Consider the following 20,313-nt stretch of genomic DNA (forward strand, 5'->3'; position numbering starts at 1 on the left):
GAAAAGAACCATGCGACTCAGTACAAACATGATTTTTAACCAGCAGGTGCGCGGCATCAGTGATTCGCAATCCTCCTGGCTGAAAGTGGGCGAGCAGCTCTCCAGCGGCCGCCGCGTTAACAATCCGTCAGACGATCCTATCGCCGCGTCACGCTCGGTGGTTCTGGCGCAGAGCCAGGCGCAGAGCAGCCAGTACGCGCTGGCGCGCACCTTCGCCAACCAGGGCCTGTCGATGGAAGAGAACGCCCTCGGCGGCGTGACCAGCACGATTCAGGATGCACAGACGCTGATCGTATACGGCTCGACCGGCACGCTGAGCGACGACGACCGCGGCTCTATCGCCACCCAGCTGGAGGGCCTGCGCTCGCAGCTGATGAACCTGGCGAACAGCAAAGACGGCAACGGCCGCTATATCTTTGCCGGTTATAAAACCGACAGCGCGCCTTTTGTCGACAACGGCAGCGGTGCCGTTACCTATGCGGGCGGCAGCGACGCCATTACGCAGAAGGTTGATACCAGCCGCACCATGACCGTAGGGCACACCGGCGACGATATCTTTATGTCCATCACCGGCAACGCCACTAAGGAGCCGGACGGCAGCGCCAGCGAAACCAATATTTTTAATATGCTCGACAGCGCCATCGCCGCGCTGAAAACGCCGCAGGCGAACGCCGACGACGCCGCGAAAAAGACGTTCCAGGATGCGATGGATAAAACCAACCGCGGCCTCGGCAACTCGCTGAACAACGTGCTGACCGTACGCGCCGAGATCGGTACTCAGCTCTCTGAACTGAGCGCGCTGGATGGGCAGGGCGGCAATCGCGACGTTATCCTGAGCAGCGAAATGAGCGACCTGGTCGACACCGACTACACCTCAGCTATCTCCAGCTACACCATGCAGCAGACGGCGCTACAGGCCTCTTATAAGACCTTTACCGATATGTCGAAGATGTCGCTGTTCCAGCTCAACGCCTGATAAGACCCTATTCGAGCATGCCTGAACCGGACATGCTCTTTTTTGTCCCACGACCCTGACCGGTATCGTGGGATTTTTTTTGCCCGTAGAAATAAAAAACCCCGGCAAGCCGGGGTTTTTTGTCAGTCGCGTCAGGTGATTACGCGCTTTCAGGTCGGGTCGCCGGAGCGGTGGCCTGATGGGTCGCGCTGTGACCGCCTGCGGCGCCTTTGCCTTCAAAGGCGAAAGGTGAACGCACCCAGTCGCTGTGACGCGCTGGCTCTGGCTGCCAGGCAGGAGCCGGGGCTTTAGTCATCGGCGCGGAGGCGTGATGCGTAAAGCGGACGGCTTCTTGCTGCGGCGCACTCTTCTGCGGCGCGGCGTCGCGTGCCGGAACGGGCGCATGCGGCTCGCTGATCGGCTCAGGTATGCTCTCCGCCGCAACCGGCGCGTTCAGCACTTCCTCAACCTGCGCTTCAGCTTCCGGCGTCACGTCGTGCGCCGACTCAGCGGCGATCTCAGTGGCGGCGGCTGGCGTCGCTTCTTCAGCAACCGGCGCGGCTGGAACAGCCTGCCCGGCGATGGCGTCCGCGACAGCTTCGGCAGCGGCCGGGATAACGGCTGGTTGACGATCGACCGGCGCCTCAATCGGCGCGGTGTTATCGGTATTCACCAGCGTGACCGGCGTTTCCGCCTGCGGTTCAGCCTGTTGCACAGCGTCAGCTGGCTGTGCTTCAGCCACATTTGCCTGCTGCTGGTTTTCAGCCTGCTGTGCTTCAGCAACCTCAGCCTGTTTCACATCGCCAGCTGGCTCTGCTTCGGCTACCTCTGCCTGCTGCAGCTTTTCAGCCGGCTCTGCTTTAGCAACGTCTGCCTGCTCTGCCTGAGCCACATTCACCTGTGGCGCAGCCTCAGCGACAGACGGCGCAGCTTCAGCAGCGGCGGCCGGCAGCGCGATAGCGCCTGCGGTCTCCTGCTGGCTGTTGTGCGGCGCATCCTGCTGTGGTTCCTGCATCTCTGCTGGCTGAGCAACCGGATAGCGTACCCAGACTTTGCCGGAGGCCATCTCTGGCGACGCGGCGGCGGCGGCCAGCGGCATGGCGGACTCGCTCGGGTAACGCTCATCACGATAGCGACGACGACGCTGACCGCTGACGCGCAGGTGGCGCGGCGAACGGCGCGAGCGGCGTGGCATATTGCCGTTGTCGCGGTTTTCTGCCTCATCCTGTTCGACCAGTGCTGGCTCTTCGCTCTGCGGCGCGCTGCGTACAGCCTCTGGCTGCGTCTCAACGACTTCCGCTGCCGGCTGCTCGCTCTCACCGCCGATACGCACTTTCTGCGTCAGCTGGCGCGGCTTGCGGCGCGGCATAACCTGAACGCGCTCATCATCCTGCGCTTCCGGGGTCTCGGCGATATCAGCAACGGCTGGCTCAACGGCTTTGCTCGCTTCCTGCTGCGCGCGTTTCTCTTCCTGACGACGGCGCTGGCGCTCGGCACGCTGTTCGCGGCGCTGCTGCTGCTGCTCTTCGCGCTGCTGGCGCGCTTCGTCGCTCAGAACAGGGCTACGCTCTTCGCGCGCTTCGTTCTGTGACGCCTCCTGGCGCTTGCTGCGACGCGCATCATTGTCGCGCGGCTCGCGGTTTTCACGCGGCTCACGGCTGGCGCGCGGTTCGCGGTTTTCACGCGGCTCACGGCTTTCACGCGGCTCACGGCTTTCGCGCGGTTCGCGATTTTCACGCGGCTCGCGGTTGTCGCCGTTGCGCGGCGTACGCTCACGACGGTTGTTGTTGTTGCGGCGGTTGTTGCGACGCTCGCCGCGCTCTTCTTTGGCGCTGCTGTCGCCTGCTTCGCTGCTGGCCTGCGGTGCTGGCGTCGCTTCTGCGGCTGGTGCCGGAGCGGGCTGGTCGTTGCCGAACAGTTTTTTCAGCAGACGGCTGAAGAAGCCGGTACCGCTGGCGGCGGCTGGCGCTGCGGCGGCCGGTTTAGCGTCAGGCTGCTTTTCGGCGGCTTTAGGCTGCTCGGCCGGGGTTTCGGTCGGCACCGGCGGCGCGTCAGGCATAACAAAGGCGGCCAGTGCAGGCTGCTCAGGACGACGGCGCTCGGCGTGCTCCTCTTCCGACGGCATCGCCATTTCGGCTTCATGCAGCTTCGGCAGGTGATAGCTGAGGGTCTGCGTCTCTTCGCCCTTACGCACGCGCAGCACGGAGTAGTGCGGCGTCTCCATGCGATCGTCCGGCACGATAATCGCGCGGACGCCGCCCTGGCGTTTCTCAATCGCATTTACCGCTTCACGTTTTTCGTTCAGCAGGTAAGAGGCGATCTGAACCGGAACGATAGCGTGAACTTCTTTGGTGTTGTCTTTCAGCGCTTCTTCTTCAATCAGGCGCAGAATCGACAGCGACAGCGATTCGTTGTCACGGATGGTGCCGGTGCCGCTACAGCGCGGACAGACGTGATGGCTTGACTCGCCCAGCGACGGGCTGAGGCGCTGACGCGACATCTCCAGCAGGCCGAAGCGCGAAATATGGCTAATCTGAATGCGCGCGCGATCCTGACGCACCGCTTCACGCAGGCGGTTCTCCACCGCGCGCTGGTGGCGCACCGGTGTCATATCGATAAAGTCGATAACGATCAGACCGCCCAGGTCGCGCAGGCGCAGCTGACGTGCGATCTCATCAGCGGCTTCCAGGTTGGTGTTGAACGCCGTCTCTTCGATATCGCCGCCGCGCGTGGCGCGCGCCGAGTTGATATCGATGGCGGTCAGTGCTTCGGTGCTGTCAATAACGATAGAGCCGCCCGACGGCAGGCGCACTTCGCGCTGGAAGGCGGACTCAATCTGCGACTCGATCTGGTAATGGCTGAACAGCGGGATCTCGCCGGTATAGAGCTTGATTTTGCTGCTGAAGTCGGGACGGCCGAGCGCGGCGATATGCTGGCGCGCCAGCTCAAGCACTTTCGGATTGTCGATCAGGATTTCGCCGATGTCCTGGCGCAGGTAGTCGCGGAAGGCGCGCACGATGACGTTGCTTTCCTGATGGATCAGGAAAGGCGCAGGGCGGTTTTCAGCGGCTTTTTTAATCGCTTCCCAGTGCTTGAGGCGGAAGCTCAGATCCCACTGCAGCGCGTCGGCGGATTTGCCTACGCCCGCGGTGCGTACGATCAGGCCCATACCGTCCGGCAGCTCCAGCGAAGAGAGCGCCTCTTTCAGCTCGGTGCGATCGTCGCCTTCGATGCGGCGGGAGATGCCGCCTGCGCGTGGATTATTCGGCATCAGCACCAGATAGCTGCCCGCCAGAGAGATAAAGGTGGTCAGCGCCGCGCCTTTGTTGCCGCGCTCTTCTTTATCGATCTGAACGATCACTTCCTGACCTTCGCGCAGCACCTCTTTAATATTGGGACGGCCTTGCGAGTTGTAGCTGGCGGGGAAGTATTCGCGGGAGATTTCTTTCAGGGGGAGAAAACCGTGGCGCTCTGCGCCGTAATCGACAAACGCAGCTTCGAGGCTGGGTTCAATGCGGGTGATCTTACCTTTGTAGATGTTGGCTTTTTTCTGTTCGTGTCCGGGGCTTTCAATATCCAGATCGTACAGGCGCTGTCCATCAACCAGGGCAACGCGCAACTCCTCCTGCTGAGTTGCATTAATTAACATTCTTTTCATCGTTTCTGACTCGTTATTCTCACATGAGTGATAAAGCTGCGGGCATAGTTACCCTGGACGAGTTCTGACCGATGGCCCCGTGACTAAGTGCCTTACGTCAACCTCCCGGTTGTCGACTGCGCGAGGGGCGCAAATAACGTCGGTGGCCTGTTTTTCATAAGGAAAAACAGCGCCGTTGCGCTGAAATGCCTGAGAGAAATTGATAACTCCTGCATTTCAATCTTCCGTCCAGGCTGCAACCCGCAGCCCGCTAAGCGCCTGAATTAACATCACGTCTTACGCCATTGCTGCGTGCCCGTTTCATTCGGCAAAATGACTAATTAGCTCTTTTTCTGGCCTGAAATGCATCAGGCGAGAAACTCAGGCATTATTCCATTGCTAACCTTCATATAGCAAGGCGACTTTTATCGCCAGATGAAGATTAGTGATGCATAACACCTTAATATGTCGGACGAATGAGCAGGCTGCTGAAAAAGCCAGCGCACGCTGCGCTTTATCGCGCGACAAGTGGAGAGTTAAGCACAGAAAAAGGGGTGGCGCTATCACAGGACACTATTTAGAATCGCCGCCATGAAAACAGAGAATCCCGGCGTACAGCTTGTCGCCATTTCGGCTGAAAATGCCGGACAACGCATCGATAACTTTTTACGCACCCAGCTCAAGGGCGTGCCGAAAAGTATGATTTACCGCATCCTGCGCAAAGGTGAAGTGCGGGTGAATAAAAAACGCATCAAGCCAGAATATAAGCTGGAAGAGGGCGACGAAGTGCGCATTCCGCCGGTGCGCGTCGCCGAGCGCGAAGAGCAGGCGGTGTCGCCGAAGCTGGAGAAGGTGGCGGCGCTGGCCGAGGCGATCATCTTTGAAGATGACCATATTCTGGTGCTGAACAAGCCTTCCGGCACGGCGGTACACGGCGGCAGCGGGCTGAGCTTCGGCGTAATCGAAGGGCTGCGCGCGCTGCGTCCCGAGGCGCGCTTCCTTGAGCTGGTGCATCGCCTTGACCGCGACACCTCCGGCCTGCTGCTGGTTGCCAAGAAGCGGTCGGCGCTGCGTTCGCTGCATGAGCAGCTGCGCGAAAAGGGCATGCAGAAAGATTATCTGGCGCTGGTGCGCGGCAGCTGGCCGTCACACCTCAAGAGCGTACAGGCGCCGCTGCTGAAGAATATCCTGCAGAGCGGCGAGCGCGTGGTGCGCGTCAGCAGCGAGGGCAAACCCTCGGAAACGCGCTTTAAAGTAGAAGAGCGCTTCGCCTTCGCCACCCTGGTCAAGGCGAGTCCGGTCACCGGGCGCACCCATCAGATCCGCGTGCATACGCTGCATGCCGGTCATCCTATCGCCTTCGACGATCGCTACGGCGAGCGCGAGTTTGACAGCCAGCTGGCCGCGACCGGACTGCGTCGTCTCTTCCTGCACGCCGCCGCGCTGACCTTTACCCATCCCGGCAGCGGCGAAACGCTGCGCCTAGAGGCGCCGCTCGATAACGAACTCAAGCGCTGCCTGCAGGCGCTGCGTCAGCAAAAAGGCTGACGCGCTGTCGGCGTTACTCCAGGGGAGTGATGCCGACCGCCCGCAACATGCCGCTGAGCGCAATCAGCGGCAGCCCAACCAGCGTATTTGGGTCACGCCCCTCCAGCCGCTCAAACAGGCAAATGCCCAGTCCCTCGCTTTTAAAACTCCCGGCGCACTGCAAAGGCTGTTCCTTCTCTATATAGGCGCGTATCTCCCGGTCGCTGAGATCGCGGAAGTGCACCACAAAGGGTTCGCAGCACTGCATCAGCGTTGCGCTGCGCGGCTGGTAAAGCGCCAGCCCGGTATAGAAGGTGATGGCGTTGCCGCTCGCCTGGCGCAGCTGGGCGAAGGCGCGCTCGGGCGTATGGGGCTTGCCGGTAATCGCGCCGTCGAGCACGCACACCTGATCCGAGCCGATAATCCAGCTGTCGGGATAGTCAGCGGCCAGCGCCTGCGCTTTGGCAACGGCAAGGCGCGACACCAGGGCATCGGCCGCTTCGCCGGCGTGGGGCGTTTCGTCAACGTCTGGCGCAGCGGTAATAAAAGGCAGGCCAAGTTTACGCAGCAGCGCCTGGCGAAAAGGCGAGGTTGAGGCTAAAAGAAGAGAGACAGGCATTTTTTCACAATAGTAATGGCGAATTGGTGACACTCATTTTAAACTGTGCGCCGCACTGGATGCGAATAACTGGTGAAAGATGCTGTGAAACGGCCTTTTTCTTTGACTCTATGACGTTACAAAGTTAATATGCGCGCCCTATGCAAAAGGTAAAATTACCCCTGACGCTGGATCCGGTCCGCGCCGCTCAAAAACGCCTGGATTATCAGGGCGTTTACACCCCTGAACAGGTGGAGCGCGTAGCCGAATCAGTTGTTAGTGTGGACAGTGACGTGGAATGTACCATGTCGTTTGCGGTTGACAGCCAGCGCCTCGCCGTACTGCAAGGTACAGCGGAGGTGCAGGTTACATTGCGCTGCCAGCGCTGCAACCAGACATTCCCCCACGCTGTCCACGTAAGCTATTGCTTCAGTCCTGTCTCAACCGATGAGCAGGCCGAGGCACTGCCGGAAGCCTACGAGCCGATCGATGTCGATGATTTTGGCGAAGTCGATCTGCTGGCGGTGATTGAGGATGAAATCATTCTCGCGCTGCCGGTCGTTCCGGTGCATGATTCTGAACACTGTGAAGTGTCCGAGGCGGACATGGTCTTTGGCAAATTGCCTGCAGAGGCGGAAAAACCAAACCCATTTGCCGTATTAGCCAGTTTAAAGCGTAAGTAATAGGAGTAAGGTCCATGGCCGTACAACAGAATAAACCCACCCGTTCTAAGCGTGGCATGCGTCGTTCGCACGATGCGCTGACCACTGCAACTCTGTCTGTAGATAAAGTTTCTGGCGAAACGCATCTGCGTCACCACATCACTGCGGATGGTTACTACCGCGGTCGCAAGGTTATCACCAAATAAGACTTGCGCTTAGCAAGGTGATACTTTGACACGTTTGACCCTGGCTATTGATGCCATGGGCGGGGATTTCGGTCCCTGCGTGACAGTGCCTGCAGCTTTGCAGGCACTGGCCTCTCATTCGCATCTCAATCTTCTTCTGGTCGGCATTCCCGACGACATCACTCCATTGCTTGCCAAAGCGGATTCCTCCTTAACAGGACGTTTGCAGGTCATTCCTGCGGAGTCAGTTATTGCAAGCGATGCACGGCCCTCTCAGGCCATCCGCGCCAGTCGCGGCAGCTCGATGCGCATTGCGCTGGAGCTGGTGAAAGAGGGGCGCGCACAGGCCTGTATCAGTGCCGGCAATACCGGCGCCCTGATGGGGCTGGCGAAATTAATGATAAAACCGCTGGACGGCATTGAGCGCCCGGCGTTGATGACCGTGCTGCCACATCAGCAGCGCGGTAAAACGGTAGTGCTCGATTTAGGCGCTAACGTGGACTCCGATAGCGATATGCTGGTGCAGTTTGCCGTAATGGGCGCGGTGATGGCGGAAGAGGTATTAGCGATCGCCAACCCGCGCGTCGCGCTGCTCAATATTGGTCAGGAAGAGACCAAAGGGCTCGAGAGCATACGCGCCGCCGCCAGCATGCTAAAGGCGTCCGGGCAGATTAACTATATTGGTTACCTGGAAGGCAACGACCTGCTTACCGGCAAGACAGATGTGCTGGTGTGTGACGGATTCGTCGGCAACGTCACGCTGAAAACTATGGAAGGCGTGGTGAGAATGTTCCTTTCCCTGCTGAAGTCTTCAGGGGAGGGGAAAAAACGGTCATGGTGGCTGAAGCTGCTGGGGCGCTGGATTCAGAAACGTCTGGCGCAGCGCTTCGGGCATCTCAACCCCGACCAGTATAATGGCGCTTGTCTGTTAGGATTGCGCGGAACAGTGATCAAAAGCCATGGTGCGGCCAATCAACGCGCCTTCACCGTGGCGATAGAACAGGCAGAGCAGGCGGTGCGACGGCAGGTTCCCGAACGAATCGCCGCGCGCCTTGATGCTGTATTAGCCAGGAGTGACAAAGCCTAGATGTTTACCAAAATTATCGGTACGGGCAGCTATTTGCCTAGCCAGGTGCGTTCAAATGCGGATCTGGAAAAAATGGTGGAGACCTCGGACGAGTGGATCGTAACCCGCACCGGCATCCGCGAGCGCCGCATTGCTGCGCCGGATGAAACCGTGGCCAGCATGGGGTTCGCCGCCGCGCAGCGCGCGCTGGAGATGGCGGGCGTAGAAGCCAGCGAAATCGGCCTGATTATCGTCGCCACCACCTCATCCAGCCATGCGTTTCCCAGCTCGGCCTGCATGATCCAGCAGATGCTGGGGATTAATGACTGTGCCGCATTCGATCTCGCTGCGGCCTGCGCCGGCTTTACCTACGCGCTGAGCGTGGCAGACCAGTACATCAAAAATGGCGCCGTCAAACATGCGCTGGTAATTGGCTCCGACGTGCTGGCGCGTACCCTCGATCCCAACGATCGCGGCACCATCATCCTGTTTGGTGATGGCGCAGGCGCAGTAGTACTGGGCGCGAGCGAAGAGCAGGGCATCATTTCTACCCATCTGCACGCCGACGGCCGCTACGGCCAGCTGCTGACGCTGCCTTACCAGAATCGCGCCCAGCAGGATGAACCCGCCTATCTCACCATGGCCGGCAACGAAGTATTCAAGGTCGCCGTAACCGAACTGGCGCACATCGTTGACGAAACCCTGCAGGCTAATAATCTCGATCGCGAAATGCTCGACTGGCTGGTGCCGCATCAGGCTAACCTGCGCATCATCAGCGCCACGGCGAAAAAACTCGGTATGGGCATGGATAAAGTGGTGGTCACGCTGGACCGTCACGGCAATACCTCGGCGGCCTCGGTGCCCAGCGCGCTCGATGAAGCGGTGCGCGACGGCCGTATCAAACCCGGACAACTGATTCTGCTGGAAGCCTTTGGTGGTGGTTTCACCTGGGGTTCTGCGCTGGTTCGCTTTTGATTCACAGGAACTGAAAATGACGCAATTTGCATTTGTTTTCCCCGGTCAGGGCTCACAGACCGTTGGTATGCTGGCTGAGCTGGCTGCAACCTATCCGCAGGTGGAAGCTACCTTCCGCGAAGCGTCTGACGCGCTGGGATACGATCTGTGGCAGCTGGTGAGTAACGGGCCGGCCGACGAGCTGAACAAAACCTGGCAGACGCAGCCTGCGCTGCTGGCCGCGTCGGTCGCTATCTATCGCGTCTGGCAGCAGCAGGGCGGCAAACAGCCGACCCTGATGGCTGGCCATAGCCTTGGCGAATACTCCGCGCTGGTTTGCGCTGGCGTGCTTGATTTCGCCGACGCCATTAAACTGGTGGAGCTGCGCGGCAAGCTGATGCAGGAAGCGGTGCCGGAAGGCACCGGCGCAATGCAGGCGATTATCGGTCTGGACGACGCCGCGATCCGCAAAGCATGTGAAGAGAGCGCGCAGGGCCAGGTGGTCTCGCCGGTCAACTTTAACTCGCCGGGCCAGGTGGTCATCGCCGGGAATAAAGAAGCGGTTGAACGCGCGGGCGCAGCCTGCAAAGCGGCGGGTGCCAAGCGCGCGCTGCCGCTGCCGGTCAGCGTGCCGTCGCACTGCGCGCTGATGAAGCCTGCCGCAGACAAGCTGGCGGTAGCGCTGGAAGAGATTGCGTTCAACGCGCCGTCCGTTCCGGTGGTGAACAACGTTGACGTAAAATGCGAAAGCGACGCGGCGGCCATCCGTCACGCGCTGGTGCGCCAGCTCTATAGCCCGGTTCGCTGGACCGAGAGCGTCGAGTTTATGGCGTCGCAGGGCGTTACCCAACTGCTGGAGATGGGGCCGGGCAAAGTGCTGACGGGTCTGACCAAACGCATTGTGGACAGCCTGACGGCCGCCGCGGTTAACGACCCGACGTCGCTTTCTGCAGCACTTGAACAGGAATAAGAGGATAAACATGAGCTTTGAAGGTAAAGTTGCGCTGGTAACAGGCGCGAGCCGTGGCATCGGCCGTGCGATCGCTGAAACGCTGGTCGCGCGCGGCGCTAAAGTTATCGGCACCGCGACAAGCGAAAGCGGCGCAGACGCCATCAGCGCTTACCTCGGCGATAACGGCAAAGGTCTGCTGCTGAATGTGACCGATCCCGCATCGATCGACAGCGTGCTGGAGAAGGTTCGCGCAGAATTTGGCGAAGTAGACATTTTGGTCAATAATGCAGGCATTACGCGTGACAATCTGTTGATGCGCATGAAAGATGACGAATGGGCGGATATTCTTGATACCAACCTGACGTCGGTCTTCCGTCTGTCGAAGGCGGTTTTGCGCGCCATGATGAAAAAACGTGTGGGTCGTATCATTACCATCGGTTCCGTTGTTGGCACCATGGGCAACGCGGGCCAGGCAAACTACGCAGCAGCCAAGGCGGGTTTGATTGGCTTTAGCAAATCACTGGCGCGCGAAGTTGCGTCACGTGGCATTACCGTAAACGTCGTGGCTCCGGGCTTTATTGAGACGGACATGACGCGTGCACTGAGCGAAGATCAACGTTCCGGCATTTTGACGCAGGTTCCTGCAGGTCGTTTAGGCGACGCGCAGGAAATCGCCAATGCTGTTGCATTCTTAGCCTCTGACGAAGCAGCCTACATCACGGGTGAGACGCTGCACGTCAATGGCGGCATGTACATGGTCTGATATTCACGAAATCATTTGCATTATTTGCGGTAAAAACCGCAAAATAGCGTAAAATCGTGGTTCGACCAGCCGGGATTTTGTTGCATCTTTTTCAACATTTTATACACTACGAAAACCATCGCGAAAGCGAGTTTTGATAGGAAATTAAATAGTATGAGCGATATCGAACAACGCGTTAAGAAAATCATTGCTGAGCAGCTGGGTGTGAAAGAGGACGAAGTAACAAACTCTGCATCTTTCGTTGAAGACCTGGGTGCTGATTCTCTTGACACCGTTGAGCTGGTAATGGCTCTGGAAGAAGAGTTTGATACTGAAATTCCAGACGAAGAAGCTGAGAAAATCACTACCGTTCAGGCAGCGATCGACTACATCAATAGCCACCAAGGCTAATGAATATCTTCAGGCGGTCACTCGACCGCCTGAGTTTTATATTATTTCCTTAGAGTTTTTATTCCCCCTCCCTGGAGGACGAACGTGTCTAAGCGTCGTGTAGTTGTGACCGGTCTTGGCATGTTGTCTCCTGTCGGCAAAACCGTAGAGTCTACCTGGAGTGCTCTCCTTGCCGGTCAGAGCGGCATTAACCTGATCGACCATTTTGATACGAGTGCCTACGCAACCCGTTTTGCTGGCATCGTAAGAGATTTCAATTGTGATGAAATCATCTCGCGCAAAGATCAGCGCAAGATGGATGACTTCATCCAATACGGCATTGTTGCCGGCGTGCAGGCTATGCAGGATTCGGGTCTGGTTGTGACCGAAGAAAACGCTGGACGCATCGGTGCGGCAATTGGTTCCGGCATCGGCGGACTGGGTCTGATCGAAGAGAACCATACCTCGCTGGTCAATGGCGGCCCGCGTAAAATCAGCCCGTTCTTTGTACCTTCCACCATCGTAAACATGATCGCCGGCCATTTGACGATTATGTACGGTATGAAAGGTCCCAGCATCTCCATCGCTACCGCCTGTACGTCTGGCGTGCACAACATCGGTCATGCGGCGCGTATCATCGCCTATAACGATGCTGACGTGATGCTGGCGGGCGGCGCTGAGAAAGCCAGCACCCCGCTGGGCGTTGGTGGTTTCGGCGCGGCGCGTGCGCTCTCTACCCGCAACGACAACCCGCAGGCGGCAAGCCGTCCGTGGGATAAAGATCGTGACGGCTTCGTACTGGGCGACGGCGCGGGCATTATCGTGCTGGAAGAGTATGAGCACGCGAAAAAACGCGGCGCGAAAATCTATGCGGAAATCGTCGGTTTCGGCATGAGCAGCGATGCTTACCACATGACGTCACCGCCGGAAAACGGCGCTGGCGCCGCGCTGGCGATGGAAAACGCGCTGCGCGACGCGCAGCTGTCGGCAGAGCAGATCGGCTACGTCAACGCGCACGGCACCTCTACGCCGGCGGGTGACAAAGCGGAAGCGCAGGCGGTGAAAACCATTTTCGGCGCTGTAGCGAAAACGGTTATGGTCAGCTCGACCAAATCGATGACCGGCCACCTGCTGGGCGCGGCGGGCGCGGTAGAATCTATCTACTCGATTCTGGCGCTGCGCGACCAGGCGATCCCGCCGACCATCAACCTGGATAATCCGGATGAGGGCTGCGATCTTGACTTCGTGCCCCACACGGCGCGTCAGGTTAGCGGTCTGGAGTACACCCTGTGTAACTCCTTCGGCTTCGGCGGCACTAACGGCTCGCTGATTTTCCGTAAAATCTGACGATTCACGTTCTGGCAAAAGGCTCGCAAATGCGGGCCTTTTTTCTATCTGGAAAGGCTCTGAAACGGATTATCACACCACAACGCGCTACCATAGCGCTTTTCTTGACGGGAGAGCCTTATGTGGATAAACGGAGCGGAGCAGCTCAGCTTGCCCGCCACGGATCGCGCAACGCAATTTGGCGACGGCTGCTTTACCACGGCGGCGGTGCATAACGGCCGCATCCAGCTGCTGGAGGCGCACCTGCGCCGTCTGCGTGAGGGATGCGAACGCCTGCTGATACCCGACGTCGACTGGGGCAGGCTGGAAGCGGAGATGCGCGCAGCCGCGCAGCCGCACGCGCAGGCGGTGGTAAAAGTTATCCTTAGCGCCGGCTCTGGCGGCCGCGGCTACAGCCGCAAAGGCGGCAGCGGCGCTACGCGCATCGTCTCGGTTGCGCCCTGGCCGCATCACTATCAGACGCTGCACACGCAGGGCGTCAGGCTGCAGAGCAGCCCGGTGCGGCTGGCGCAGAGCCCGCTGCTGGCGGGCATCAAACACCTGAATCGTCTGGAGCAGGTGATGATCCGTGCGCATCTCGAGCGGAGCGACGCCGACGAGGCGCTGGTGCTTGACACTGCTGGCTACGTGGTGGAATGCTGTGCGGCCAATTTATTCTGGCGGCAGGGCGAACGCGTTTTTACCCCTGATCTGACGCACGCTGGGGTCGACGGCGTGATGCGGCGTTATCTGATGGCGCAGATGGCCGCCGCCGGCCTGCATTGCGAGGTGGTGCGCTGCGAAGCGTCTCAGCTGCTGGCGGCCGACGAAATCGTGATCTGCAATGCCCTGATGCCGGTTTTGCCGGTGCGGCAGCTGGACGACAGAGAATACAGCGAGCGCACGCTCTACCGCTGGTTTCAGGAGCGCTGCAATTTAATGGAAGCAAAATGAGTCGAACAAAAAAAATCTTCGTCGTTATCGCGGCGATTCTGGCCCTTGCGGCGGCGTTTAGCTACTGGCAAATCCAGCGCTTCGCCGCGACGCCGTTAACCATTGACCAGGAAACGATCTATACCTTGCCAGCGGGCACCGGGCGGGTGGCGCTGGAGGCGCAGCTGGAGAGCCAGCACCTGATCCCACAGAGTGTCTGGTTCGGCCCGCTGCTGAAGCTGGAGCCGGATCTGGCGCGCTTTAAAGCGGGCACCTATCGGCTACAGAAGGGGATGACGGTGCGCGCGCTGCTGCAGCTGCTCGCCAGCGGCAAAGAGGCGCAGTTCCCGCTGCGGCTGGTTGAGGGGCAGCGCCTGCGCGACTGGCTCGCCGAGCTGCGCGCCGCCCCCTATATCAAACACACGCTAAAGGATGATCAGTTCGCGACGCTGGCGAAAACGCTGAACATCGATCCGCTGGCGCTGGAAGGCAGCTTCTACCCGGACACTTATCTCTATACCGCCAACACCAGCGACATCGCGCTGCTGCAGCGCGCACACCTCCGCATGACGGCGCTGGTGGACCAAATCTGGCAAAAGCGCATGGCGGATCTGCCCTATAAAAATCCGCTGGAGATGGTGACCATGGCGTCGGTCATTGAAAAAGAGACCGCCGTCAGCACCGAGCGCGCGCGCGTCGCGTCGGTATTTATCAATCGCCTGCGCACCGGTATGAAGCTGCAAACCGATCCGACAGTGATTTACGGCATGGGCGACAGGTACACCGGCACGCTAACCCGTAAAGACCTTGAGACGCCGACCGATTACAATACCTATACCATAAACGGCTTGCCGCCTGGCCCGATCGCCGTGCCGAGCAAAGCCTCGCTGGAAGCGGCCGCGCACCCGGAAAAAACGGATTACCTCTATTTTGTCGCCGACGGCAAGGGCGGCCATACCTTTACCACCAACCTTGCCAGTCATAACCAGGCAGTACAGGCTTACCGGCAAACGCTAAAGGAAAAAGATGAAAAGTAAGTTTATTGTCATTGAAGGCCTGGAAGGCGCCGGAAAAACCACCGCGCGCGAGGCGGTCGTCGCCGCGCTGCGCGAACGGGGCGTTCAGGATATCGTCTTTACGCGCGAGCCGGGCGGCACGCCGCTGGCCGAGCAGCTGCGCGTACTGGTGAAGCAGGGGATCGAAGGCGAGCAGGTCACGGACAAAGCCGAGCTGCTGATGCTCTACGCCGCCCGCGTTCAGCTGGTGGATACCGTGATTAAGCCCGCGCTGGCGCGCGGCGCCTGGGTTATTGGCGACCGGCACGATCTCTCTTCGCAGGCCTATCAGGGCGGCGGACGGGGGCTGGACGCCGCCCTGATGCGCACCCTGCGCGATGCGGTGCTGGGGGATTTCCGTCCCGATCTTCAGCTCTATCTCGACGTCACGCCGGAAATCGGCCTGCAGCGCGCCCGCGCGCGCGGCGCGCTGGATCGCATCGAGCAGGAGTCGCTGCGCTTTTTCGAGCGCACGCGTGCGCGCTATCTGGCGCTGGCGGCTGAAGACAAGAGCATCCTGACGGTGGATGCGACGCAGCCGCTCGAGAGCGTCACCCAGGCGATCAAAGCGACCCTGACGCGCTGGCTGGATCAGCAGGCATGAACTGGTATCCCTGGCTGAATCAGCCTTACCGCTACATCATCGGCCAGCATCAGGCGGGACGCGCGCATCACGCGCTGCTGATCCAGGCGATTGACGGCATGGGCGAGGAGGCGCTGGTATGGGGCGTCAGCCGCTGGCTGATGTGTCAGCAGAAGGATGGGCTAAAAAGCTGCGGCCAGTGCCACGGCTGCCAGCTGATGCAGGCGCAGACCCATCCCGACTGGTACCGGCTGGAGGCGGAAAAGGGCAAAAGCACCCTGGGTATCGACGCGGTGCGCCAGGTGACCGAAAAGCTCTACCATTTCGCCCAGCAGGGGGGCGCAAAAGTGGTCTGGCTGCCCGATGCCGCGCAGCTCAGCGAATCGGCGGCTAACGCGCTGTTGAAAACCCTGGAAGAGCCGCCCGCCAACAGCTGGTTCTTTTTAGGCTGTCGCGAGTCGTCCCGGCTGCTGGCCACGCTGCGCAGCCGCTGTATGGCGCTCTCGCTGACGCCGCCGGACGAGGCGCAGAGCCTGCAGTGGCTGGGCAAGCAGCAGTCGCACGCGCCCGCCGCGCTGCAAACCGCGCTGCGCCTTAGCGGCGGTGCCCCGGCGGCGGCGCTAAGGCTGCTGGAGCCAGCGCGCTGGCAGGCGCGCCAGAGCCTGTGTGACGGGCTGCCTGCCGCGCTGCGGCAGGATATTTTACTGCTGCTGCCGCTGCTTAATGCCGAGGATGTCGCCGCGCGTATCAGCTGGCTGATGGCGCTGCTGGTGGATGCCATTAAGTGGCAGCAGGGCGCCGCGCGCTGGCTGAGCAACCCCGACCGTGAGGATGTGGTCGCGCTGCTGGCAGAGACCTTTTCTGCTCGCGCGCTGGATGAGAGCGCACGCGAGTGGATGCAGTGCCGGGAAGAGCTGCTGCACGTGGCCGCCGTTAACCGCGAACTGCTGTTAACCGACCGACTTCTTAGCTGGGCGGATAAACGCAAGCCCGGCGTAGTCGCTTAACGATTTAAAGAGACACCTTATGTTTATTGTTGATTCACACTGCCATCTTGATGGCCTGGACTATGAAAAGCACCATCGCGATCTCGACGATGTGCTTGCCAAAGCCGCCGCGCGCGACGTGAAATTTATGCTGGCCATCGCCACAACGCTGCCCGGTTTTCATACCCTGAAGGCGCTGGTGGGCGAGCGAGAAAATATCGCGCTTTCGGTCGGCGTACACCCGCTGAACCAGGAAGAGCCGTACGACGTCGAGGAGTTTCGTCGTCTGGCCGCCGATCCGCGCGTGGTGGCGCTGGGCGAAACCGGCCTTGACTACTATTATCAACAGGAAACCATGGCGCAGCAGCAGGCGTCGTTCCGCGAGCATATTCGCACCGGCATCGCGCTGAACAAGCCGATTATCGTCCATACCCGCGACGCGCGTGACGATACGCTGGCGATTCTGCGCGAAGAGCAGGTAGAGCGCTGCGGCGGTGTACTGCACTGCTTTACTGAAGATCAGGCGACGGCGGCGAAGCTGCTGGATATGGGCTTTTATATCTCTTTTTCCGGCATCGTCACCTTCCGCAATGCCGAACAGCTGCGCGAAGCGGCGCGCTATGTGCCGCTGGATCGCATGCTGGTGGAGACCGACTCGCCCTATCTGGCACCGGTGCCGTACCGCGGCAAAGAGAACCAGCCGGCCTATACGCGCGACGTAGCGGAGTATCTCGCGGTGCTGAAGGGGGTCGATATCGAGACGCTGGCCGCGACCACTACGCAAAACTTTTCGACGCTATTCAAGGTACCCATGAGCCGTCTCGGCGGTTAAGGTTTTATTTCAAAGCCTGTAATAATTCGGTAACACCGACGGATCGCCCTGTTTTTTACCGCAGGGCGACCTTTTTATGGGGTCAAAAGGCGCGCTGTCAGTCAGAATATACTGATATCCGGCCCGGCCGATTCAGGAAACGTGATAGTCATCAAAGTAACGCCAGCTGATTTATTTTACCCTTCGTAATAATTAAAAGGCGGTCACCGTCAAACGGGTTGCGGATCCTCCCCCACGACCCAGCGCATAGCGCAAAATCGCACTCATACTCAGGAGCTTCAGGCTATGTTCAAGAACGCATTTGCGAACCTGCAAAAGGTCGGTAAATCGCTCATGCTGCCGGTATCGGTTCTGCCGATCGCCGGCATTTTATTAGGTGTTGGTTCGGCAAACTTTAGCTGGCTACCGGCCGTCGTTTCCCACGTCATGGCGGAAGCGGGTGGTTCGGTGTTTGCTAATATGCCGCTTATCTTCGCTATCGGCGTGGCGCTCGGCTTTACCAACAACGACGGCGTCTCGGCGCTGGCGTCGGTGGTGGCCTACGGCATCATGGTGAAAACCATGGCGGTGGTCGCGCCGCTGGTGCTGCATCTCTCCGCTGAAGAGATTGCCGCGCACCATCTGGCGGATACCGGCGTGCTGGGCGGCATTATTGCCGGTGCGATAGCGGCCTATATGTTTAACCGCTTCTACCGTATCAAGCTGCCAGAATATCTGGGCTTCTTCGCCGGTAAGCGCTTTGTGCCGATCATCTCCGGCCTGGCGGCGATCGTGCTGGGCGTGCTGCTCTCCTTTATCTGGCCGCCAATTGGCTCGGCGATTCAGGAGTTTTCACAGTGGGCGGCCTACCAGAACCCGGTTGTTGCGTTCGGTATCTACGGCGTCGTTGAACGTGCGCTGGTGCCTTTCGGCCTGCACCATATCTGGAACGTACCTTTCCAGATGCAGATTGGTGAGTTCACCAATGCGGCGGGTCAGGTGTTCCACGGCGATATTCCGCGCTATATGGCGGGCGACCCGACCGCGGGCAAACTCTCTGGCGGCTTCCTGTTCAAAATGTACGGCCTGCCGGCGGCGGCAATCGCCATCTGGCATTCGGCGAAGCCTGAAAACCGCGCCAAAGTGGGCGGCATCATGATCTCCGCCGCGCTGACTGCGTTCCTGACCGGTATCACCGAGCCGATCGAATTCTCATTTATGTTCGTTGCGCCGATCCTCTATGTGATCCACGCAATCCTGGCCGGTCTGGCGTTCCCGATCTGTATCCTGCTCGGCATGCGTGACGGCACCAGCTTCTCGCACGGCCTGATCGACTTTATCGTGCTGAGCGGCAACAGCAGCAAAATCTGGCTGTTCCCGGTTGTAGGCATTATCTACGGTCTGGTTTACTACACCATTTTCCGCGTGCTGATCGTCAAGCTGAACCTGAAAACGCCTGGCCGTGAAGATGTCACCACCGAGTCCTCTTCAGCAACCGGCAGCGAGATGGCGGGCAAGCTGGTTTCCGCTTTCGGCGGCAAAGAGAACATCACGAACCTGGATGCCTGCATTACCCGTCTGCGCGTCAGCGTGGCGGACGTCAGCAAGGTTGACCAAAACGAGCTGAAAAACCTCGGCGCCCGTGGCGTAGTGGTGGCAGGCTCAGGGGTTCAGGCGATTTTCGGCACCAAGTCCGATAACCTGAAAACCGATATGGATGACTACATCCGCAGCATGTAAAGCGTAATAAAGATAAAGCCCCGCATAAGCGGGGCTTTTTTTTAGCTGTCTGCGCGCGGCGCTCAGAGATAGACGCGCAGGTACTCCGTCAGGCAGAGCAGCGCCATCGCCTGACCGTAAGGCATCGAGGTGAGCGGCACGTTGCGGTAGTAGTCGAGATCGCTGCCCATCGCGGTGCCGAACGAAACCTGCTTCAGCTCGCCCTCTTCGTCGATGTTGGCGATTACGCCGCGCAGCGCGTTTAGCCCGGTGGGCAGATAGTCCGCGCTAAGGTAGCGCTTGCGCACCGCCTTGATAATGCCGTAGGCGAAGCCCGCGGTCGCCGACGCCTCCAGATAGCTGTCGGGATCGTCCAGCAGCGTGTGCCACAGGCCGCTCGGATGCTGGCAGGCGCGCAGCGCTTTCACCTGGCTCTCCAGCACCTGCAACAGGAAGCGCCGCGTCGCATGCTGTTCCGGCCAGTTCATCATCTCCAGGAAGTCGGGGATCGCGATAGTGAGCCAGCTGTTGCCGCGCGCCCAGCGCGCACTGGCGAAATTATGGCGCCCCTCGAAGCTCCAGCCGTGAAACCAGAGGCCGGTCTGGCGATCCATCAGATATTGCGTATGCAGCAGGAACTGATAGCTCGCCTCCTCGATAAACTCTTGACGATTGAGCAGCTGGCCGATTTTTGCCAGCGCCATAACGCTCATCATCAGCGTATCGTCCCAGAGCTGCTGGTGGTTTTCATTGTTGTAGACGATATGCTGCAGGCCACCCTGCTCGGTGCGCGGCATCTCATACATTACCCACTCCGCCCAGCGCTCCAGCACCGGCCGCCAGGCGGGGTTGCCCGTCTCTTCGTAGCGCCAGGCGAGCGTCAGGAAGGGCGCCACGGTATTTACGTTTTTGGTTGGGGTGCCTTCCGCAAGGCGCGCGGCGAACCAGTCGTCAATAATGCTTAGCGTCTGCCGATCGCCGGTTTGCTGATAATAGTGCAGCATACCGTAGAGACCGATGCCGTGGGTCCACTCCCAGCCCGCCCAGCCTTTGGTATCAATCACGCGTCCGTCGTCGAGGCGCAGCAAAAACTCTCCCGTCTCGTCGGTAATATTCACCAGGTTTTGCGTCAGCTTGTGAATCAGTTGCAGCAGCTCCCGGCGCGGCAGCAGAAATTCGGGTTGGCACAAAAGCGCACTCTGTTTCACAGGAAATACAGTCATGGTTCATTC

General features: G+C 59.6%; 19 protein-coding genes. 16 read left to right on the plus strand and 3 right to left on the minus strand.

The genetic code is table 11. From position 1 onward, the window contains the following. Nucleotides 1-10 precede the first annotated feature (10 nt). The gene (gene flgL / locus MHZ97_RS02920; RefSeq protein ID WP_103795457.1) at nucleotides 11-976 is read left to right on the plus strand and encodes a flagellar hook-associated protein FlgL; all 966 of its coding nucleotides are present in this window, start codon (nucleotides 11-13) and stop codon (nucleotides 974-976) included. Nucleotides 977-1,115: 139 nt separating this feature from the next. On the opposite strand, the gene rne is transcribed toward flgL, so the two are convergent. Next, a complete protein-coding gene (gene rne / locus MHZ97_RS02925; protein WP_239312034.1) occupies nucleotides 1,116-4,613 on the minus strand; it encodes a ribonuclease E in 3,498 nt (1,165 codons plus the stop codon). A gap of 570 nt (nucleotides 4,614-5,183) precedes the next feature. Between rne and rluC the strand changes: the two genes are divergently transcribed. Beyond that, the gene (gene rluC, locus MHZ97_RS02930; RefSeq protein ID WP_103795459.1) at nucleotides 5,184-6,140 is read left to right on the plus strand and encodes a 23S rRNA pseudouridine(955/2504/2580) synthase RluC; all 957 of its coding nucleotides are present in this window, start codon (nucleotides 5,184-5,186) and stop codon (nucleotides 6,138-6,140) included. 13 nt (nucleotides 6,141-6,153) lie between these two features. Here the strand turns inward: rluC and MHZ97_RS02935 are convergent, their stop codons facing one another. Further along, complete coding sequence (locus MHZ97_RS02935; RefSeq protein WP_103795460.1) at nucleotides 6,154-6,738, minus strand: nucleoside triphosphate pyrophosphatase; 585 nt, start codon at nucleotides 6,736-6,738, stop codon at nucleotides 6,154-6,156. A 140-nt stretch (nucleotides 6,739-6,878) separates the two neighbouring features. Between MHZ97_RS02935 and yceD the strand changes: the two genes are divergently transcribed. The 14 genes from yceD to ptsG all read left to right on the plus strand — a co-directional run bounded on the left by yceD (nucleotide 6,879) and on the right by ptsG (nucleotide 19,102). Continuing rightward, nucleotides 6,879-7,400: a 23S rRNA accumulation protein YceD gene (yceD, locus tag MHZ97_RS02940; protein WP_103795461.1), complete on the plus strand. Its 522-nt coding sequence runs from the start codon at nucleotides 6,879-6,881 to the stop codon at nucleotides 7,398-7,400. A 14-nt stretch (nucleotides 7,401-7,414) separates the two neighbouring features. Next, entirely contained in the window at nucleotides 7,415-7,585 is a 171-nt protein-coding gene (gene rpmF, locus MHZ97_RS02945) for a 50S ribosomal protein L32 (protein WP_017348070.1), read from the plus strand. Nucleotides 7,586-7,610: 25 nt separating this feature from the next. Continuing rightward, nucleotides 7,611-8,651, plus strand: coding sequence for a phosphate acyltransferase PlsX (plsX, locus tag MHZ97_RS02950; protein ID WP_103795462.1), 1,041 nt, complete (start codon nucleotides 7,611-7,613; stop codon nucleotides 8,649-8,651). Beyond that, complete coding sequence (locus MHZ97_RS02955; protein ID WP_103795463.1) at nucleotides 8,652-9,605, plus strand: beta-ketoacyl-ACP synthase III; 954 nt, start codon at nucleotides 8,652-8,654, stop codon at nucleotides 9,603-9,605. 16 nt (nucleotides 9,606-9,621) lie between these two features. Next, a complete protein-coding gene (fabD, locus tag MHZ97_RS02960; RefSeq protein ID WP_103795464.1) occupies nucleotides 9,622-10,554 on the plus strand; it encodes an ACP S-malonyltransferase in 933 nt (310 codons plus the stop codon). Between the two features lie 10 nt (nucleotides 10,555-10,564). After that, on the plus strand, nucleotides 10,565-11,299 hold the full coding sequence (gene fabG / locus MHZ97_RS02965; RefSeq protein ID WP_103795465.1) for a 3-oxoacyl-ACP reductase FabG: 735 nt from the start codon (nucleotides 10,565-10,567) through the stop codon (nucleotides 11,297-11,299). A 153-nt stretch (nucleotides 11,300-11,452) separates the two neighbouring features. Further along, complete coding sequence (gene acpP, locus MHZ97_RS02970; RefSeq protein WP_025901771.1) at nucleotides 11,453-11,689, plus strand: acyl carrier protein; 237 nt, start codon at nucleotides 11,453-11,455, stop codon at nucleotides 11,687-11,689. An 84-nt stretch (nucleotides 11,690-11,773) separates the two neighbouring features. Then, entirely contained in the window at nucleotides 11,774-13,015 is a 1,242-nt protein-coding gene (gene fabF / locus MHZ97_RS02975; RefSeq protein WP_239312032.1) for a beta-ketoacyl-ACP synthase II, read from the plus strand. A gap of 120 nt (nucleotides 13,016-13,135) precedes the next feature. Further along, on the plus strand, nucleotides 13,136-13,948 hold the full coding sequence (pabC, locus tag MHZ97_RS02980; RefSeq protein ID WP_239312018.1) for an aminodeoxychorismate lyase: 813 nt from the start codon (nucleotides 13,136-13,138) through the stop codon (nucleotides 13,946-13,948). Next, nucleotides 13,945-14,964, plus strand: a complete 1,020-nt coding sequence (gene mltG, locus MHZ97_RS02985) for an endolytic transglycosylase MltG (RefSeq protein ID WP_103795468.1) — start codon at nucleotides 13,945-13,947, stop codon at nucleotides 14,962-14,964. Before pabC ends, mltG begins: the two co-directional genes overlap by 4 nt. Then, a complete protein-coding gene (gene tmk, locus MHZ97_RS02990; RefSeq protein WP_103795469.1) occupies nucleotides 14,954-15,586 on the plus strand; it encodes a dTMP kinase in 633 nt (210 codons plus the stop codon). The genes mltG and tmk overlap by 11 nt, the downstream gene beginning before the upstream one ends. Then, nucleotides 15,583-16,572, plus strand: a complete 990-nt coding sequence (holB, locus tag MHZ97_RS02995; protein ID WP_103795470.1) for a DNA polymerase III subunit delta' — start codon at nucleotides 15,583-15,585, stop codon at nucleotides 16,570-16,572. The genes tmk and holB overlap by 4 nt, the downstream gene beginning before the upstream one ends. A gap of 19 nt (nucleotides 16,573-16,591) precedes the next feature. Then, the gene (locus MHZ97_RS03000) at nucleotides 16,592-17,383 is read left to right on the plus strand and encodes a metal-dependent hydrolase (protein ID WP_103795471.1); all 792 of its coding nucleotides are present in this window, start codon (nucleotides 16,592-16,594) and stop codon (nucleotides 17,381-17,383) included. A gap of 285 nt (nucleotides 17,384-17,668) precedes the next feature. After that, entirely contained in the window at nucleotides 17,669-19,102 is a 1,434-nt protein-coding gene (gene ptsG / locus MHZ97_RS03005; protein WP_103795472.1) for a PTS glucose transporter subunit IIBC, read from the plus strand. Nucleotides 19,103-19,164: 62 nt separating this feature from the next. Here ptsG and MHZ97_RS03010 read toward each other — a convergent pair whose 3' ends face one another. Then, nucleotides 19,165-20,304 (minus strand): glycoside hydrolase family 105 protein, encoded by a 1,140-nt coding sequence (locus tag MHZ97_RS03010; RefSeq protein WP_103795473.1) that lies wholly within the window; start codon nucleotides 20,302-20,304, stop codon nucleotides 19,165-19,167. Nucleotides 20,305-20,313: the final 9 nt, after the last annotated feature.

Origin of the sequence: Pantoea sp. ACRSC, assembly GCF_022346785.1 — a bacterium.
In the GTDB taxonomy this organism is placed as follows: domain Bacteria; phylum Pseudomonadota; class Gammaproteobacteria; order Enterobacterales; family Enterobacteriaceae; genus Pantoea; species Pantoea alvi.

What these genes read in the sequence shown, in the direction of transcription:
- acpP (WP_025901771.1), top strand. Translation starts at nt 11,453, where the DNA reads ATGAGCGATATCGAACAACGCGTTAAGAAAATCATTGCTGAGCAGCTG.
- MHZ97_RS03000 (WP_103795471.1), top strand. Translation starts at nt 16,592, where the DNA reads ATGTTTATTGTTGATTCACACTGCCATCTTGATGGCCTGGACTATGAA.
- mltG (WP_103795468.1), top strand. Translation starts at nt 13,945, where the DNA reads ATGAGTCGAACAAAAAAAATCTTCGTCGTTATCGCGGCGATTCTGGCC.
- rne (WP_239312034.1), bottom strand. Translation starts at nt 4,613, where the DNA reads ATGAAAAGAATGTTAATTAATGCAACTCAGCAGGAGGAGTTGCGCGTT.
- flgL (WP_103795457.1), top strand. Translation starts at nt 11, where the DNA reads ATGCGACTCAGTACAAACATGATTTTTAACCAGCAGGTGCGCGGCATC.
- fabG (WP_103795465.1), top strand. Translation starts at nt 10,565, where the DNA reads ATGAGCTTTGAAGGTAAAGTTGCGCTGGTAACAGGCGCGAGCCGTGGC.
- rluC (WP_103795459.1), top strand. Translation starts at nt 5,184, where the DNA reads ATGAAAACAGAGAATCCCGGCGTACAGCTTGTCGCCATTTCGGCTGAA.
- MHZ97_RS02955 (WP_103795463.1), top strand. Translation starts at nt 8,652, where the DNA reads ATGTTTACCAAAATTATCGGTACGGGCAGCTATTTGCCTAGCCAGGTG.
- fabD (WP_103795464.1), top strand. Translation starts at nt 9,622, where the DNA reads ATGACGCAATTTGCATTTGTTTTCCCCGGTCAGGGCTCACAGACCGTT.
- tmk (WP_103795469.1), top strand. Translation starts at nt 14,954, where the DNA reads ATGAAAAGTAAGTTTATTGTCATTGAAGGCCTGGAAGGCGCCGGAAAA.
- rpmF (WP_017348070.1), top strand. Translation starts at nt 7,415, where the DNA reads ATGGCCGTACAACAGAATAAACCCACCCGTTCTAAGCGTGGCATGCGT.
- ptsG (WP_103795472.1), top strand. Translation starts at nt 17,669, where the DNA reads ATGTTCAAGAACGCATTTGCGAACCTGCAAAAGGTCGGTAAATCGCTC.
- holB (WP_103795470.1), top strand. Translation starts at nt 15,583, where the DNA reads ATGAACTGGTATCCCTGGCTGAATCAGCCTTACCGCTACATCATCGGC.
- pabC (WP_239312018.1), top strand. Translation starts at nt 13,136, where the DNA reads ATGTGGATAAACGGAGCGGAGCAGCTCAGCTTGCCCGCCACGGATCGC.
- MHZ97_RS02935 (WP_103795460.1), bottom strand. Translation starts at nt 6,738, where the DNA reads ATGCCTGTCTCTCTTCTTTTAGCCTCAACCTCGCCTTTTCGCCAGGCG.
- MHZ97_RS03010 (WP_103795473.1), bottom strand. Translation starts at nt 20,304, where the DNA reads ATGACTGTATTTCCTGTGAAACAGAGTGCGCTTTTGTGCCAACCCGAA.
- yceD (WP_103795461.1), top strand. Translation starts at nt 6,879, where the DNA reads ATGCAAAAGGTAAAATTACCCCTGACGCTGGATCCGGTCCGCGCCGCT.